This window comes from Streptomyces sp. NPDC059256, assembly GCF_042753785.1.
Taxonomy (GTDB): Bacteria; Actinomycetota; Actinomycetes; order Streptomycetales; family Streptomycetaceae; genus Streptomyces.
In genome coordinates this window covers 25,750-39,936 of the sequence record NZ_JBHYZO010000015.1, presented here as the reverse complement: position 1 = coordinate 39,936, position 14,187 = coordinate 25,750, and the positions used below count along the sequence as shown (strand labels likewise).

9 protein-coding genes (1 of these 9 only partly in view) are annotated in these 14,187 nt (G+C 70.4%); 3 read left to right on the top strand and 6 right to left on the bottom strand.

The window, feature by feature from the left end; translation table 11 throughout:
* Positions 1-65 precede the first annotated feature (65 nt).
* Both ACFXJL_RS26060 and ACFXJL_RS26055 read right to left on the bottom strand, forming a co-directional pair.
* A complete protein-coding gene (locus tag ACFXJL_RS26060; RefSeq protein WP_358880979.1) occupies positions 66-293 on the bottom strand; it encodes a ferredoxin in 228 nt (75 codons plus the stop codon).
* Positions 290-1,516, bottom strand: coding sequence for a cytochrome P450 (locus ACFXJL_RS26055; RefSeq protein WP_384696209.1), 1,227 nt, complete (start codon positions 1,514-1,516; stop codon positions 290-292). Before ACFXJL_RS26055 ends, ACFXJL_RS26060 begins: the two co-directional genes overlap by 4 nt.
* A 143-nt stretch (positions 1,517-1,659) precedes the next feature.
* Between ACFXJL_RS26055 and ACFXJL_RS26050 the strand changes: the two genes are divergently transcribed.
* The 3 genes from ACFXJL_RS26050 to ACFXJL_RS26040 are packed head-to-tail and all read left to right on the top strand — an operon-like array spanning position 1,660 to position 9,586.
* A complete protein-coding gene (locus tag ACFXJL_RS26050; RefSeq protein WP_358880977.1) occupies positions 1,660-2,118 on the top strand; it encodes a group II truncated hemoglobin in 459 nt (152 codons plus the stop codon).
* Positions 2,115-8,843 carry an amino acid adenylation domain-containing protein gene (locus tag ACFXJL_RS26045; RefSeq protein WP_384696206.1) on the top strand — a complete coding sequence of 2,243 codons (6,729 nt, stop codon included), beginning with the start codon at positions 2,115-2,117 and terminating at the stop codon, positions 8,841-8,843. Before ACFXJL_RS26050 ends, ACFXJL_RS26045 begins: the two co-directional genes overlap by 4 nt.
* Positions 8,840-9,586, top strand: coding sequence for a thioesterase II family protein (locus ACFXJL_RS26040; protein ID WP_384635360.1), 747 nt, complete (start codon positions 8,840-8,842; stop codon positions 9,584-9,586). Before ACFXJL_RS26045 ends, ACFXJL_RS26040 begins: the two co-directional genes overlap by 4 nt.
* Here the strand turns inward: ACFXJL_RS26040 and ACFXJL_RS26035 are convergent.
* The 4 genes in view from ACFXJL_RS26035 to ACFXJL_RS26020 are tightly spaced (each overlapping or abutting the next) and all read right to left on the bottom strand, a layout consistent with a single transcriptional unit that may run on beyond the window.
* Positions 9,552-10,778: a beta-ketoacyl synthase N-terminal-like domain-containing protein gene (locus ACFXJL_RS26035; RefSeq protein ID WP_384696203.1), complete on the bottom strand. Its 1,227-nt coding sequence runs from the start codon at positions 10,776-10,778 to the stop codon at positions 9,552-9,554. The two genes, ACFXJL_RS26040 and ACFXJL_RS26035, sit on opposite strands and share 35 nt — an antisense overlap.
* Positions 10,775-11,065: a phosphopantetheine-binding protein gene (locus ACFXJL_RS26030; protein ID WP_329026546.1), complete on the bottom strand. Its 291-nt coding sequence runs from the start codon at positions 11,063-11,065 to the stop codon at positions 10,775-10,777. The genes ACFXJL_RS26035 and ACFXJL_RS26030 overlap by 4 nt, the downstream gene beginning before the upstream one ends.
* Positions 11,052-12,305 carry a hydroxymethylglutaryl-CoA synthase family protein gene (locus ACFXJL_RS26025; RefSeq protein WP_384696199.1) on the bottom strand — a complete coding sequence of 418 codons (1,254 nt, stop codon included), beginning with the start codon at positions 12,303-12,305 and terminating at the stop codon, positions 11,052-11,054. Before ACFXJL_RS26025 ends, ACFXJL_RS26030 begins: the two co-directional genes overlap by 14 nt.
* Positions 12,302-14,187, bottom strand: the 3' end of a protein-coding gene (locus ACFXJL_RS26020; protein WP_384696196.1) for an SDR family NAD(P)-dependent oxidoreductase. It continues 20,182 nt past the right edge of the window; 1,886 of the gene's 22,068 nt are visible here — the last part of the coding sequence; the start codon falls outside the window, past its right edge — the gene reads right to left on this strand; the stop codon is at positions 12,302-12,304. Before ACFXJL_RS26020 ends, ACFXJL_RS26025 begins: the two co-directional genes overlap by 4 nt.

Below are 14,187 nucleotides of genomic sequence, written 5' to 3'. Positions count from 1 at the left end.
GCCGCGGCGCGGCGGCCTGTTCGGCGGGCGCCCGCCGTACTCGCCTTTGGTCGGCGACGGCCCGGTCAGCCGGTCGGGGGGTCCAGTCGGATGGCCGAGACCGGGCAGTAGTCGGCTGCCTCTTCCGCGGCTTCCCGCAGATGGGCGGGCGGGCGGGGGTTCTTGAGCACCACCTTGCCGTCGTCGCCCTGGTCGAAGAGGTCGGGTGCGACCAATGAACAGGCCCCCGATCGACAGCAGGCCGCGTGGTCCACCCGGAGCAGCAGCGGTTCCGAATCGGCCGGAGCGCTCATGCCGGTGTCCCCGTACGCGGCTCGCCCCAGGTGACCGGCAGGTCGATGGTGCCGAAGACCAGGGTCTCGTAGCGGAAGGGCACATCGGAATCGGGCACGGCGAGCCGTAGATCGGGCAGGCGGGTCAGCAGTCGCTCGAAGGCGATCTGTAGCTCGATGCGGGCGAGGCTGTGTCCGACGCACAGGTGCGGGCCGTGTCCGAAACTCAGATGGGGGCGGCTGCGGCGGCGCACATCGAGGACGTGCGGGTCCTCGTAGACGTCCTCGTCCCGGTTGCCCAACAGCGGCGATACGACGATGCCTTCGCCCGCGGCCACCATCTGGTCGCCGACCCTGACGTCTTCGGTGGCGATGCGTGTGATGCCGAACTGGAAGATGCTCAGATAGCGGAGGAGTTCCTCGACGGCGCCGCGCAGGAGTTGCGGTTCGTCGCGCACGGCCGCGAACTGTTCGGGATGCATCAGCAGTGCCGCGGTCCCGGTGGTGATCATGCTGGCGGTGGTCTCGTGCCCCGCCGCGAGCAGCAGATAGCAGGTGAGCAGGAGTTCGGGCCGGTCCACCTTGCCGGGCACCAGATAGTCGGCGACGAGCCGGCTGATCATGTCGTCGCCGGGCTCCTTCTGCTTGCGGGAGACCAGTTCGTCGAGGTAGCCGCTGAGTGCGACCTTGCTGCTCGCGATCCGTTCCGGAGCGCCCGCCCGGTGCGGGTCGAACAGGGCCTCCAGATGGGTGGTGAAGAAGTCCGCGTCCTCGTAGGGCACACCGAGCAGTCGGCAGATCGAACTGGACGACACCGGAATGCCGTACGCCTCGTGCAGATTGGTGGGCGGCCCCTGGCGCACCATGTCGTCCAGGAGTTGGTCACACGCCTGCTCGATCTCCGGGCGCATGGCCGCGACCCGTTTGACGGAGAACTCCCCGGCGAGCATGGTCCGGTAGAAGGCGTGTTGGTCACCGTCCATCCTCATGAACGACCCCTTGAGCACGGGGCGCATCTTCTGCCGGTACAGCGTCGGGAAGCCCTCCCTGCCCATGTCCGAACTCATCCGCGGATCGTCGAGCAGGGCCCGAGCCGCGTCGTAGCTCGTCACCAACCAGGCTGGTCCGGTGGGGAGTTGCACCCGCACCAACGGCGCTTGCCGTTGGAGGGCCAACAGGCCGGCGGGCGGTTCGTAGGGACACGTGCGGTCGGTTATCGGGTACGTGGGCAGCTGGTCAACCACTGCGATCCTCTTTCCTGCTCGGACGGCAAGATCCGGAACCCCCGCGGGCACGGACCGAGGTTGGCACAGTGCTTCGCCGCGAGACGCTCAATCGTGAGCGGGCGTCGTGGATCGGCGCGCCTATCGTCGCCATGGACTCCCCTGTGGCGCCAACGACCCTGGAGGTCGCGGTGACGATGTACGACCACGTCGGTGGCGAGGGCCCGTTACGGCGCCTGGCCGAAGCGTTCCACCGAACTGCGGTGGCCGACCCGTTGCTCGGGCGCATGTTCCGCTACACCGGTGACGCCCATGTGCACCATCTGACCGCCTACCTCGTCGAGGTCTTCGGGCACGGAAGCGCCTTCACCGATGAGATCGGTGGGTTCGAGCACGTCAAGAGGATGCACGCCGACCTACGGATCACCGACGAGCAGCAGGACCGTTTCGTGGAGTTGTTGTTGGCCGCGGCGGACGAGGCGGAGCTGCCGGGCGACGAGGCGTTCCGCAGCCGGTTCGAGCAGCAGGTTCGCCGGGCGGCTGCGATCACCACGCGGGCTTCCCGGCTGAGCAAGGCAGAGCTCGAAACCCGGCACGGCCGGCTCGGAAGGTGGACCTGGTGACCCGGACGTATCCGAACCCGGTCGACGATGTGGTGGCCGCGATCCGTGAGGCGTGTGACGGGCGACAGCCGGGGGCGGACGATCCGGTGCTACCGTCCGGCGCCGACTCGATGACGGCCGTACGCCTCGCGCTGGCCCTGGAGGATCGGCTCGGCGTGCCGGTTCCCCTGAGCTGGTTGCGTGCCGGACACAATGCGACCGCGCTGGCCGGCCTGGCCGCCGAGGCACGGGGTGCGACCTCGTCCGGGCGGCGGCTGACGGCGCCTTCGGGTGCTACGGGCCACGAGGAGCCCTTCGCCCCGACCGCATTGCAGCAGGCGTACCTGGTGGGGAAGGAAGACGATCTGGTGCCCGACGCCGTCGGCTGCCACCACTACCGGGAGTTCGGTGTGTCCGGGCTGGACGTCGATCGGTTGCGACGGGCCTGGGCCGCGGTGCAGGCCCGGCATCCGATGCTGCGCTGCGGGCTCACCACGGACGGAGAGCTCCAGGTCCGCGCCGAGCAGGGCCGTCGGCCGACCGTTCATTCCGCAGGTCACGCCCCGGGCGAGGCTCGCGCCCGACTCTCGCGACGCCGGTACTGCGCCGCCGACTGGCCCCTGCACGAGATGGAGGTCACCCCGCTCCCGCATGACGAGTGGGCGGTGCACCTCGCCGTCGACGGATTGATCTGCGACGGCCGGAGCCTGCGGATCGTGTTGCGGGACCTGTGGCGTGCGTACGAGGGGACAGCCCTGGCGCCGGACCCGGAAGCGGTGTCCTTCCGTGACTTCGCACGCGCGGTGGCCGAGGAGACCACGGGCGACCGCTATGCCGAGGACCTGCGCTACTGGGACGGCCGGCTGACCGATCTACCGGCGGGACCCGGCACTGTGCACTCCCCCGCCCGGGAGGACTCGGACGTCGGTGGTGGACCGGAGCGGCAGCCACTGACCGGCTCGCTCGGCCCGGCCGAGTGGGCACGTCTGCGTGAGATGGCGGTGGAGCGCGGGGTGACCGCGACCGCGCTGCTGCTGGGCGCGTTCTGCGACACCCTGGCCGCGGCGGGGGCGGCCCTGCCGTTCAGCCTCGTCCTCACCACCAGCGATCGGGCCCGGATGCGCGGGACCGACGACACGGTGGGCACCTTCACCTCCACGATGGTGCTGCCGGTGTTCGACACCGACGTCCATGTCATGAACCGGCATCTCGCGGAGGACCTGGAGCACGGGACCGTACCGGGTGTCGCCGCGCTCCGGCGCCGCCGCGGGCGGGTACCGGAGCTGCCGGTGGTGTTCACCAGCATGCTCGACGACCAGGAGCCCGCCGAGGGGTTCGCCGCGGCCGAGTGTCATGCGGTCGGTCGTACCGCCGGGGTCTCGCTCGACCACCAGGTGTGGGAGGCGGACGGGGCACTGCGCATTCGTTGGGATGTGGTGGAGCGTGCCTTCGCCGCTCCGGGAGCACGAGCCCTGTTCGATGCGTACCTCGGTCGGCTGCGGGCGCTGGCTGGGAGTGTCGAGCCGGCGGTGCGTCCGCTCAACGACCTCCAACAGGCGTACGTCGTCGCGCGGGAGTTGGGCGCGGCCGATGCGGGCGGCTGTCGGCTCCAACTCAGCTATGAGGTCGATGATCTGGACCATGCTCGGTTGACCCGGGCTCTGGAGCGCCTGGTGTCCCGCCATCCGGTGCTGTCGGCCACGATCGACGCGGAGCACGGCCTGCGACTGCCCCGGAGGGCTGCGGCACCATCCGTACCCGAGGTGCCTTTGACACCGCAGGTCGGGCGAGATCTCTTGCGCCAACCGTTCCCCTTGGGGAGGGGACACTTGGATGTTCGGGTGGGCCGCGCTGAACGCGGCGCGGACGTCGTGTTCCTGACCGTCGATCTCGCCCTGGTCGATGCGCGCAGCATTCACTTGGCCGGGCGGGAGTTGATGGCGCTGTACGCGGCCGACGGCAGCGGCAGCGGCAGCGGCAGCGGCAGCGGCAGCGGCGGAGTCTTCCGCGCCGATCCTCGGGAGGTGCTCCCGGCGCAACTGGACGAGTCGGCGGCGCGCGAGCACTGGCGGCAACGGGTGACCGCGCTGCCGACGGGTCCTCAGCTGCCGGCGGTGTCTGACGACGGCGGGCGCAGACGGTTGTGCGGCAGTGTGTCGCGGTGGCCCGAGGTGGTGGCCGCCGCCGCGGAGCGTGGTTGCTCTCCCGACGGTCTGTTGCTGGCCGCGTTCGCGCGGGCGATCTCTCCGGGTCTCGGTGATGTGTTCGCCCTCCCGGTGGTGCGCTGGTCGGCGGGCAGCGACGCGGACCGCCCGGCGGAGGTGACCGCGCTGAGCTGGGTGACGGTCACGGCAGATGGATCTCCCCTGCTCGATCTGGCCCGCCGCTATGACGCGGTACTGGGTGCGGATCGGGAAGCAGACGTGGCGAGCGGTCTGGCCGAGCTCCGCCGTTCCCGCCGTGCTGACTCCGCCATGCCCGTGGTCTACACGAGCATCTTCGACCTCACGGGGCATCCGCTGCCCGACGGCGTCACCGCCGGCGACTGGGCGACGACCACACCGGGGGTGGCACTGGACTGTGTGGCCACCCTGGACGGGGATGTGCTGGAGTTTGCGTGGGACGCGTTGGAGGAGCAGCTTCCGGGAGGCTGGCTCGACGGGGCGTTCCTGCGCTTCGCCACCGAAGTAGCCGCTCTTTCCGAGCTCGCGAAGGATCCGCCGGACGACCCTCGGTTGCCGCCGGCGCGGTGGAATGACACCTCTCGGCCGTTCCCGGCCGATCTGCCGGTCCAGTGTCTGATCGAGGACCAGGCGCGGATCAGACCGTCCCAGGTGGCGGTGCGTTGGGCCGGGGGCGCCCTGACCTACGAGGAACTGGAGCTGCGGGCCAACCGGCTGGCCTGGACCCTGCGCGATACGGGTGTGGGCAGGGGTGATGTGATCGGTGTGTCCGTGTGCCGGGGCCCGGACATGGTGGTGGCGGTCCTCGGCATTCTCAAGGCGGGCGGTGCCTATCTGCCGGTGCTGCCGTCCCTGCCGCGCGACCGTGCGGCGGTGATGCTCGGGGATGCGGCGGCCCGTCTGCTGCTGTGGGACAAGGCGTGTGCCTGGGCGACGGAGCTACCGGACGTACGGCCCATCGATCTGAACGAGGTGCTCGCCCGTCCGCACGCGCAGGAATCCACCGCACCGGAACCGGTCAACGACGTCGACGACCTGGCGTATGTGATCTTCACATCGGGCAGTACCGGTCGCCCCAAGGGGGTCGCGGTCACGCATCGTCCGATGCTGAACCTGTTCGAGTGGTGTCAGCGCACCTTCGGCTTCGGACCGGGGGACCTCGGTCTGAGCGTCACCTCACTCGGCTTCGACCTCTCCGTCTTCGACATCTTCGGACTGCTCAGCATGGGGGCGGCACTGTACGTCGCCGACGAGGAGCAGCAGCGCGATCCACAACTGCTGCTGCGGGTGCTGCTGACCGAGCCGGTGACCTTCTGGAACTCCGCGCCGACCACCCTCGCACATCTGGCGCCGGAGTTCGCCGCCGTCTCCGATCGCCGTACCGAAGACACGCTGCGGCTGGTGTTCCTCAGTGGGGACTACACCCCGTTGTGGTTGCCGGACCAGCTGCGGACGGCGTTCCCCGGTGCGACGCTGGTCAGCCTGGGCGGGGCGACCGAGGCGACCGTGTGGTCCAACTACTTCGTGGTGGACCGGGTGGACCCGCAGTGGCGCAGCATCCCGTACGGGCGGCCCATCGACAATTCCCGGTACCACGTACTGGATGACTCGCGTAGACCGGTGCCGATCGGGGTCGAGGGGGATCTGTACATCGCCGGGGCGTGCCTGGCCAGCGGCTACTACCGGCAACCTGCGCTGACCGAGGAACGGTTCGTCACCGGTGACTTCCCGGGGGTGCCCGAGACGCGGATGTACGCCACCGGTGATCGGGCCCGGTATGGTCCCGACGGTGTGCTGCACTTCCTGGGGCGCTGCGACGGGCAGGTCAAGGTGCGTGGTTTCCGGGTGGAACTGCCGGAGATCGAACACCGGCTGCGGACACATCCCGGTGTCGAGGACGCGGTGGTCCTGCTGCGGAAGAGCAGGTCCGGCGAAGAGCGACTGGTGGCGTACGTACTGCCGGACGGGCCGCCGCCGTGCGCGGAGGAGGTGCGGGCCCACGCCGCCGCTGCCCTGCCCGACTACATGGTGCCGGGCGTGGTGGCCTTCGTCGCCGCCTGGCCGGCCACGACCAACGGCAAACTGGACCGGGACGCGCTGCCCTGGCCGATCGCCCCGACGGCGGCGCCGACCGACGACACGGCCGATGCCACGAAGCCGATCGCGGCGATGTTCGGCGAGTTGCTCGATCTGCCGCCCGTGGACCCTGCCGCAGACCTGTGGGACCTGGGCGCCACTTCGTTCACCATGGTCAGGGCCAGCCGTATGCTGCGCGAGCGGTACGGCCGTGAGGTTCCGGTGGCCGTACTGCTGGCCGAACCGACGGTCGCGGCCATCGCCCGGCATATGTCCAGCACTCCGAAGCCGGCCGCCGTCGCCCCCCGTACATCTGACAGCTCACCCACTCCCGACCCACCGCTCACATCCGACAGCGCGCGCACCCTTGACCCTTTGCCCAGCTTCGCCGCACCGCCCACGTCCCACGCCTCACCCGCATTCCTCTCCCCGCCCGATGCCTCACCCGCCTCCGTCTCCCCGGGCCGCGGAGTCGAACCCGCACAGGTGGACTTCTTCGCGGAGGACGAGCGGCGCCGTTTCAAGGAAAGCGACTTCGGCCAGCGGCCGAGGTCCGGACGGACGCAGCCGCTGGCATTGACCGGCGATCGGCCGACGGAAGCACAACGACGCTGGCGCTCCAGCCGCCGCCCGGTCGTCGAACGGGCACTGGAGGGTGCCCGGCTCGGACAGTTGCTGAAGGTGTTGGCCAGGACGAGCGAGGAATCGGGCGCCGGCTCGCTCTATCCGTCCGCCGGTGACACCTGCTCCGTGCAGGTGTACGTGCTGGTCCGCAAGGGCGCGGTGGACGGGCTGGAGGGCGGCGCCTACTACTACCGGCCACGCGAGCACACCCTGGAACCCCTCGACACCGGCGTCGAGGTGCCGGTGAACGCACATGTCTTCTACAACCGGCCCTTCGCGGCCCGGGCTGCCGCCGAGATCTATCTGATCGGCGAGTTGCAGGGCATCGAGCCCTTGTACGGTGCCCAGGCGCCGCGGTACCTCGCGCTGGAAGCCGGGCACATGGCCCAACTGTTGATGCAACAGCAGGTGCCGTCCGGGGTCGCGCTGTGTCCGGTGGGTGATCTGCGTCAGAGTGATCTCACCGAGGCGTTGGGGCTCGGTACCTCCCACTCCTTCCAGTTGGGATTCCTGTGCGCTCCGCTGGATGCGACGGGTGAGAACGACCCCGTTGAGCCGCTGTGGACCACGGCGAGCGGCCCGCCCCGGCAGAGCTCCACCGATATCGCGGTCGTCGGCATGGCGGGGCGGTTCCCCGGCGCCGGAAGCCCGAATGCGCTGTGGGGGCTGCTCCACGAGGGGCGCTCCGCGATCGGCCCGATGACGCCCGAGCGGGTCGTGTCGCTCGGCTGGAGCGGACCGCCGCCGGTCGGCGGATTCCTGGACGCACTGGGCGCGGTGGACCTGCGGCCCCTGCGGATCTCCCCGGCCGAGGCCGATGTGCTCGACCCCCAGTTGCGGCTGCTGCTGCCCACCGTGTGGGAGTGTCTGGAGCGTGCCGGCCACACACCGCGGTCCCTGGCCGATGGTGGAGCCCGGGTCGGTGTGTACGTGGCGTCCATGTGGGACGACCACCTCACCACGGCGGGCGACGGCTGGGAGCGCGACGGCACGGTGGAGGTCGTCGCCACCCGGGCGACCCTGCCCAACCGGCTCTCACACACCTTCGGTTGGCAGGGTCCGAGCATGGCGGTCGACACCTCGTGCTCGTCGTCGTTGACCGCGCTGCACCTGGCGATCAACGCACTGCGCGCCGGTGACTGCGACAGTGCCGTCGTCGCGGGCGTCAATCTGGTGACCCACCGCCGCCATGTGGGACTGCTGTCCGCCCTGGGCTTGCTCGCCGATCAGGAGGCCGCTCGCCCCGGCGTCGCCTACGACGGAGCGGCACCCGGTTGGTATGTGGGCGAGGCGGTGGGGGCGCTGCTGCTGCGGCGCGCGGACACCGCGGCCCGGGACGTCGACCAGGTGCTCGGTGTGCTGGAGGAGTCGTGGTGCGGCCACGCGGGCGGGGACGGCAGGTTCGGAGCACCGGGCCCGGCGCCGCTCATGGACTCGCTGGCCCGGTTGCTGCGGAGCGCCGACCTGGAACCGACGGCCGTGTCCTATGTGGAGAGTGCCGCGGCCGGCGCGAGTCTGGCCGATGCCGCCGAGGTCGCCGCCTTCCACGAACTGTTCGGCGACGGCTCACATCCGGTGCCGATGGGCACGGTCAAGCCCAACATCGGCCATGCCGAAGCGGCGGCGGGCATCGCACAGTTGATGAAGGTGATGTTGCAGCTACAGCACGGGCGCATCGCCCCGACCCTGGTCTCCGAGCAGCTCAATCCGCTGGTCGAATGGGGCGGTCGCGCAGTGTACGCGCCACGGCGGGTCATGGAGTGGGGGGCGGATCGCGGGCCGCGTCGGGCGATCGTCAACGCCGTCGGCTCCGGTGGCTCCTACGGGCATGTCGTGGTGCGCGAGGCGGGAGGATCCCGATGAACACGCGGTGGACCGTTGGAACCCGTGAGCCGAACGCGTCCGTGCGCATGATCTGCTTCGCCCACGCCGGCGGCGGCAGTGCCCTGTTCCTCCCCTGGCGCAGGATGCTGGCACCGCACATCGATGTCTGTCCGATCGTGCTGCCGGGTCGGGAGCGACGCATCCATGAACCACCGCACACCCGGATGGACGACCTGGTCGAGGAGCTCGTACCCGCCCTGGAGCCACTGTTGGACCTGCCGTACGTGTTGTTCGGGCACAGCATGGGCGCGATGGTGGCGTACGAGGTCGCCAGGCGGTTGCGGCCGGCCCCGGCGATGGTGTTCGTCTCCGGCCGACGGGTCCCGGGAGTGACGGGAGCGCGCCATCTGCTCGACGACGAAGAGTTCCTGGAGGTGTTGAAGGGGCTCGGCGGCACCCCTTCGACGGTGCTTGACTCACAGGACCTGGCCAGGCTGTTCCTGCCCTGTCTCAGGGCCGACTACCGCCTGGTGGAGACCTACCGTCCGACGGTCACACCGCCGCTGTCCTGCCCGCTGGTCGCCCTCACCGGCGATGCGGACCCCGAGGTCACCCCGGCGCAGATGGCGCGCTGGGGCGATCTGGCCGCCGACGGCTTTGGGCTGCACGTCTTTCCCGGCGACCACTTCTACCTCAAGGGCCTGCCGGAGGTGCTGCGGCGAACGCTGCTGGACACGCTGGGGCCGATCACGGGCAGGCCCGCCATACGAGGGCGGAGTTGAACCCGCCGAAGCCGAAGGCGTTGGACACCGCCCAGCGCAACGGAGTGTCGACGGCGGTCGCTCCCACCAGCCGGGGCGCGTTGTCGATGGGGGCGCGCAGCCATGGGTTGGGGTGCACGAAGCCGTCGCGCAACTGGACGGCGACGGCGGCGGCCGTCAGTGTGCCGGCCGCCGTGAGCGCATGTCCGGCCAGCCCCTTGGGTGCGTTGACCCACGGCGAGGCCGCGCCGAACACCCGCGTGATCGCCTCGGCCTCGACCCGGTCCCCGAGCGGCGAGCCCGTGCCGTGGGCGCTGATCAGGTCCACATCGCCAGGAGACACACCGGCGTCGGCCAGTGCCCTGGTCATGACTTCGGCTTCCCCGTCGACCGTCGGGTCGGGCTGGCTGTTCGCGTCCAACCCGGCTGCGTGACCGGCGAGTTCGACGAGGGGCCGCACTCCACGGCGAAGGGCCGAAGCAGCCGATTCCAGCACCATGGCGACGGCCGCGGGCCCATGGACGAACCCGCGGTGGGAGCCGTCGAAGGGGCCACCGGGGCCGCCGTCCGTGGTGGGCACCATGGCACCCAGATTGAGGAAGCTGCGCAGTTCGGCGGGTGAGGGTTCAGCCAGTGCGCCGACGACCAGACAGATGTCCGCGACGCCCCAGGCCACCAGCCGGGCGCCCTGGATCAGTGCCAGATGACCGCTGGCGGACGCACCGCCGACGGTCATGCCCTCGCCGCGGATGCCGAATGTCTCGCTGAGCGCCCCCACCTGGTCGGTGTCCTGGAACTGCAGTGCCAGCCGGGGCGGCACCAGCATCGGATCGCGTTGGAAGCGACCTGCGGCAGCGGCGCTCTGGGTACCGTTGAGGTTGTGCCCGCCGACGACCACACTGAGCCGCCGCGGGTCGAAGTCCCCGTGGCGCAGCCGGGCCTCGCGCCATGCCTGGCCGGCGACGGCCAACGATGCGCGCACCGGCCGCGACGCACGGCGGAGCGCCGCGGACGGCAGGTCCAGCGCCGCCGCCCCTTCGTCGACCACGGCATCCGACAGGGCAGCCCGGTAGGGCACGAAGTCCCCGGGCCCGGTGCGGGCGATCGCGGTACGCCCTGCCCGTAGCGCCTCGGTGAACCGGGGCACATCGGGCCCGAGCGGCGATACGACACCGAGCCCGGTGACGACCACTCGGGCGCCGGACGCCGTCACCGGTACCGCTCGAAGAGGTCGACCAGGTCCGCCACCGGCATGGCCTGACGGAACTCGGTGATGGGAACGAGTACATCGAGGTCGTCCATCACATTGGTCACGACCTCGCTGCGGTCCACGCTGTTGAGGCCGAGTTCGGCGAGGGTGATCCCGGGCACGAAGTCCCCCGGCTTGAGGTCCGGCAGGATCGCGGTGGCATGGTGGCGGATGGCAGCCAGTACGGCCCCGTCGAGGTGAGTCATGGTGTCCTCTCGGTCTTGGATCCGCTCATGCTCAGATCCACTCATAGCGGCGGTGGTAGTTCTCGATGCCTTGGAGCGCGAGCATCGGCGCGACCTCGGTGTGAGGGGTGTTGGGCCGCCATTCGCCGTGGGTCTCGACCTTCAGGTGCTGCCGGGGCACGAGACACGCCTGCCCCAGGGGAAGGAGGTCCCGGTACTCCGCGAAGGTGAGACGGCGACGGGCGGCCAGTCGCGGACCGATCCCCCGGGCCGACACCGCACGTCGGGCGTCCTCGCCCACCGTGCCGCTGAGGAACTCGGATGAGCAGCCCGACCCGTAGGAGAAGAGCCCGACGCGAGCCCCGTCCGCCGCTTCCGGGAGCCGGTCGACGAGGCTGCTCAACGCCAGGTAGAGGGAGCCGGAGAAGAGATTGCCGACCTGTGCCGGGTAGTGGAGGCTCGGCTCCACTCGCTGGGTGAAGTCAGCCGCGACGGCCGCCGGGTCCCATCCGGTGAACTCGCGCATGGCCCGCCGATGGGCAGCCCGCACCATGCCGGCGAACGGTGTGTGGAAGGCCAGGTAGTCGAACGTCTCGTCGAAGGACACATCGGCGACCCGCCGACAGTAGTCGGCGAAACTGCGGACCGTGCACTCCAGATAGGCGACGAGCGACAGGTCCGCGTCGGCGAGTTCGATCTCCGGGCCCGGCCGGGCCGTGTCCATCGTCTCGAAGCTGTGCAGCCCGAACGCGCCGAGGTCCAGTTCCAGCACCCGGGGGTGCTCGCTGAGGAGCAGGGCGACAGCGCCGCTGCCGGTCGCCAGTTCGGCGTACTCGGCGCGCTCGTCGGCCAACCCCACATCGGTGGCGATCAACAACACCCGGGCATCGGGGGACGCTCCGGACGCGAGGTATCCGGCGGCCAGTTGCAGGGCGCCCGTTGCCGCGTAGCAGGCTTGTTTGACCTCCAGCAGTCGGCACTCGGGGCCGAGGCCGAGATAGCGATGGACGTAGGAGGAGATCGACTTGCTGTAGTCGACGCCGGACTCGGTCGCCACGAGGACGAGTTCGATGCGGGCGCGGACCTCGGGGTCAAGATCGTCGATCAGGCCCTTGGCCGCGTTCACCGCATGCGTGACGGGGTCTTCGAAGGGCAGGGCGACGGAGCGTCCCTCCAGCATCAGATTGGTGACCCTGGCCGGATCCAGATTGCGGCCGTAGGCGAGGTCGGCGGCGCTGATCCAGGCACTGCCGGCGTAGACGTCGAGCGCCTCGACGCCCACCGTCACCCGTGGTGACTCGGTCATGTTCTCTCCTCGGTGGGCCTGGGGGCCGTGGTCGTCGCGATGACCTCGCGCAGCAGCCGGTTGATCTCGTCGGCGTGGGTCACGCAGGGGAAGTGGCCGGCGTCGGGCAGTTCCGTGTAGCGGGCCCCCGGAATCGCTCCGGCGAGGCGCCGTGCCGTGTCCAACGGCACCACGGTGTCCAACCGGCCTTGGATCACCATGGCCGGCAACCGCAGCTCCGGCAGGCGGCGCAGCAGGTCGGGTTCACCGACGAACAGGTCCAGATAGGACAGTCCGACATAGGCGTCCATGCTCTCGCAGCACAGGAGGTCGGCCGCGAGCTCCGGTAGTCGGGCATCGTCGCCGGTTGCCGCCGCGACCGCGGCCAGGTCCTCCGCCACGACGACCTCCAACCGGTTCACCTCCCCGACGCGGTTGGCGTAGCGGTAGGAGCCGCCGATGGTGGTCAGCGACGCCACGCGCTCCGGGTGTCGCAGGGCGAAGGTCTGGGCCACCAGTGAGCCCCAGGACGCCCCGACCAGATGGAGGGGTCCGTCGATGCCGAGTTCGGCGAGTGCGGCGGTGTGGAGGTCGACGATGTGATCCAGGGACATGGTCCCCCGGGTACGGGTGGCACCCACCCCTGGGTGGTGGAGGACCACGAGACGGTGATCCGTTCCGAGCCCGGCGAACTGGCCCGCGAAGATGCCGGCGCCGATGTTGAAGGGATGCATGAGAAGCAGGGTCGGGCCGGTGTCACCGTGGATGAACGCCTCGACCGTCGCGGTCTCCGACTCGACCAGCCGGCGCCGGACGGCCGGGGCGTGCCGGGTGAGGACGGCGAGGTTGTCACCCGTCCGCTCATACCCTTCGGCCACCGCCTTCCGTACATCGTCAGGAATCCGGTCCACCGGTTCGAAGCGGGCCCGGGCCAGGGCCATCGGTGAGTCGGCCTGTTGCATCGGCATCAGGTCGACCACGTCGGCACGGTCGCCGAAGCGGTCGGCCAACCGGTCGGCGAGGGCTTCGGCTGCGGTGTCGGAAAGGCCGACGGGCAGGGCGAGCCGGATCAGACCGGCAGGGTCGTCGCCGAGGTGCGGACCACCACGGACGCCGGTGCCGCGATAGAGCCAGGCGAGCAGCGCCGGCCCGGGTTGCGTCAGGCCGCCGAACGCGGCGTCGCGTCGCGGGTCGAGCAACAGGCAGTGGGTGCCGGGTGCGCCGTACAGCGGTGCTCCGGCCTTCGCGAGCCGTTGGTGCACCAGTCGTACCTGCTGGGCCCTGCGTTGGATCAGCTCGCCGACGACCGTTGTGTCCCCGAGTGCGGTGGTGAGGATCGACTGTTGTTGGAGCCCGAGTTGTCGGCCGTACGCGTCCTCGTCATCGGCCAGGCGTTCGGCCAGGTCGGTGCGGCGGGTCGCGACCATTCCACCCGTGGCGACGGCGAAGTTCTTCGACAGGCTCAGGGTCACCGCGTCCGCGCACTCCAGCAGCTCACGGACGGTCCGCCAGACATCGGCGCCGGGTTCGGTGATCGCCCATGCGTTGTCCACCACACGGGTCGCGTCCAGTACGAGCGGCACCCCATGGGTGCGCAGGAGGGCGGCCGTCTCACGGAGGGCGGTCAGGGAGAGGGGAAGGCCGCCGGCGGCGTTGGTGCTCAGTTCCAGACAGACGAACGAGACATCGGGGCCGTGTTCGTCCAGCAGCTCGGGGAGAGCGGTGAGCCGGGCGTCACCGCTGTGCGCCGCCCCCTCGGCGCGCGGGAGTCGAATCGCTCGCAGCCCGGCTTCGGCCAGCGCGAACTGCCAGGTCGGGAAGAGGTCGTTGTGGAGCACCACACCGCGGCGACCGGGCCATGACCGACAGAGCCGGATCTCAGCCGACCGCCCGGACGTCGTCC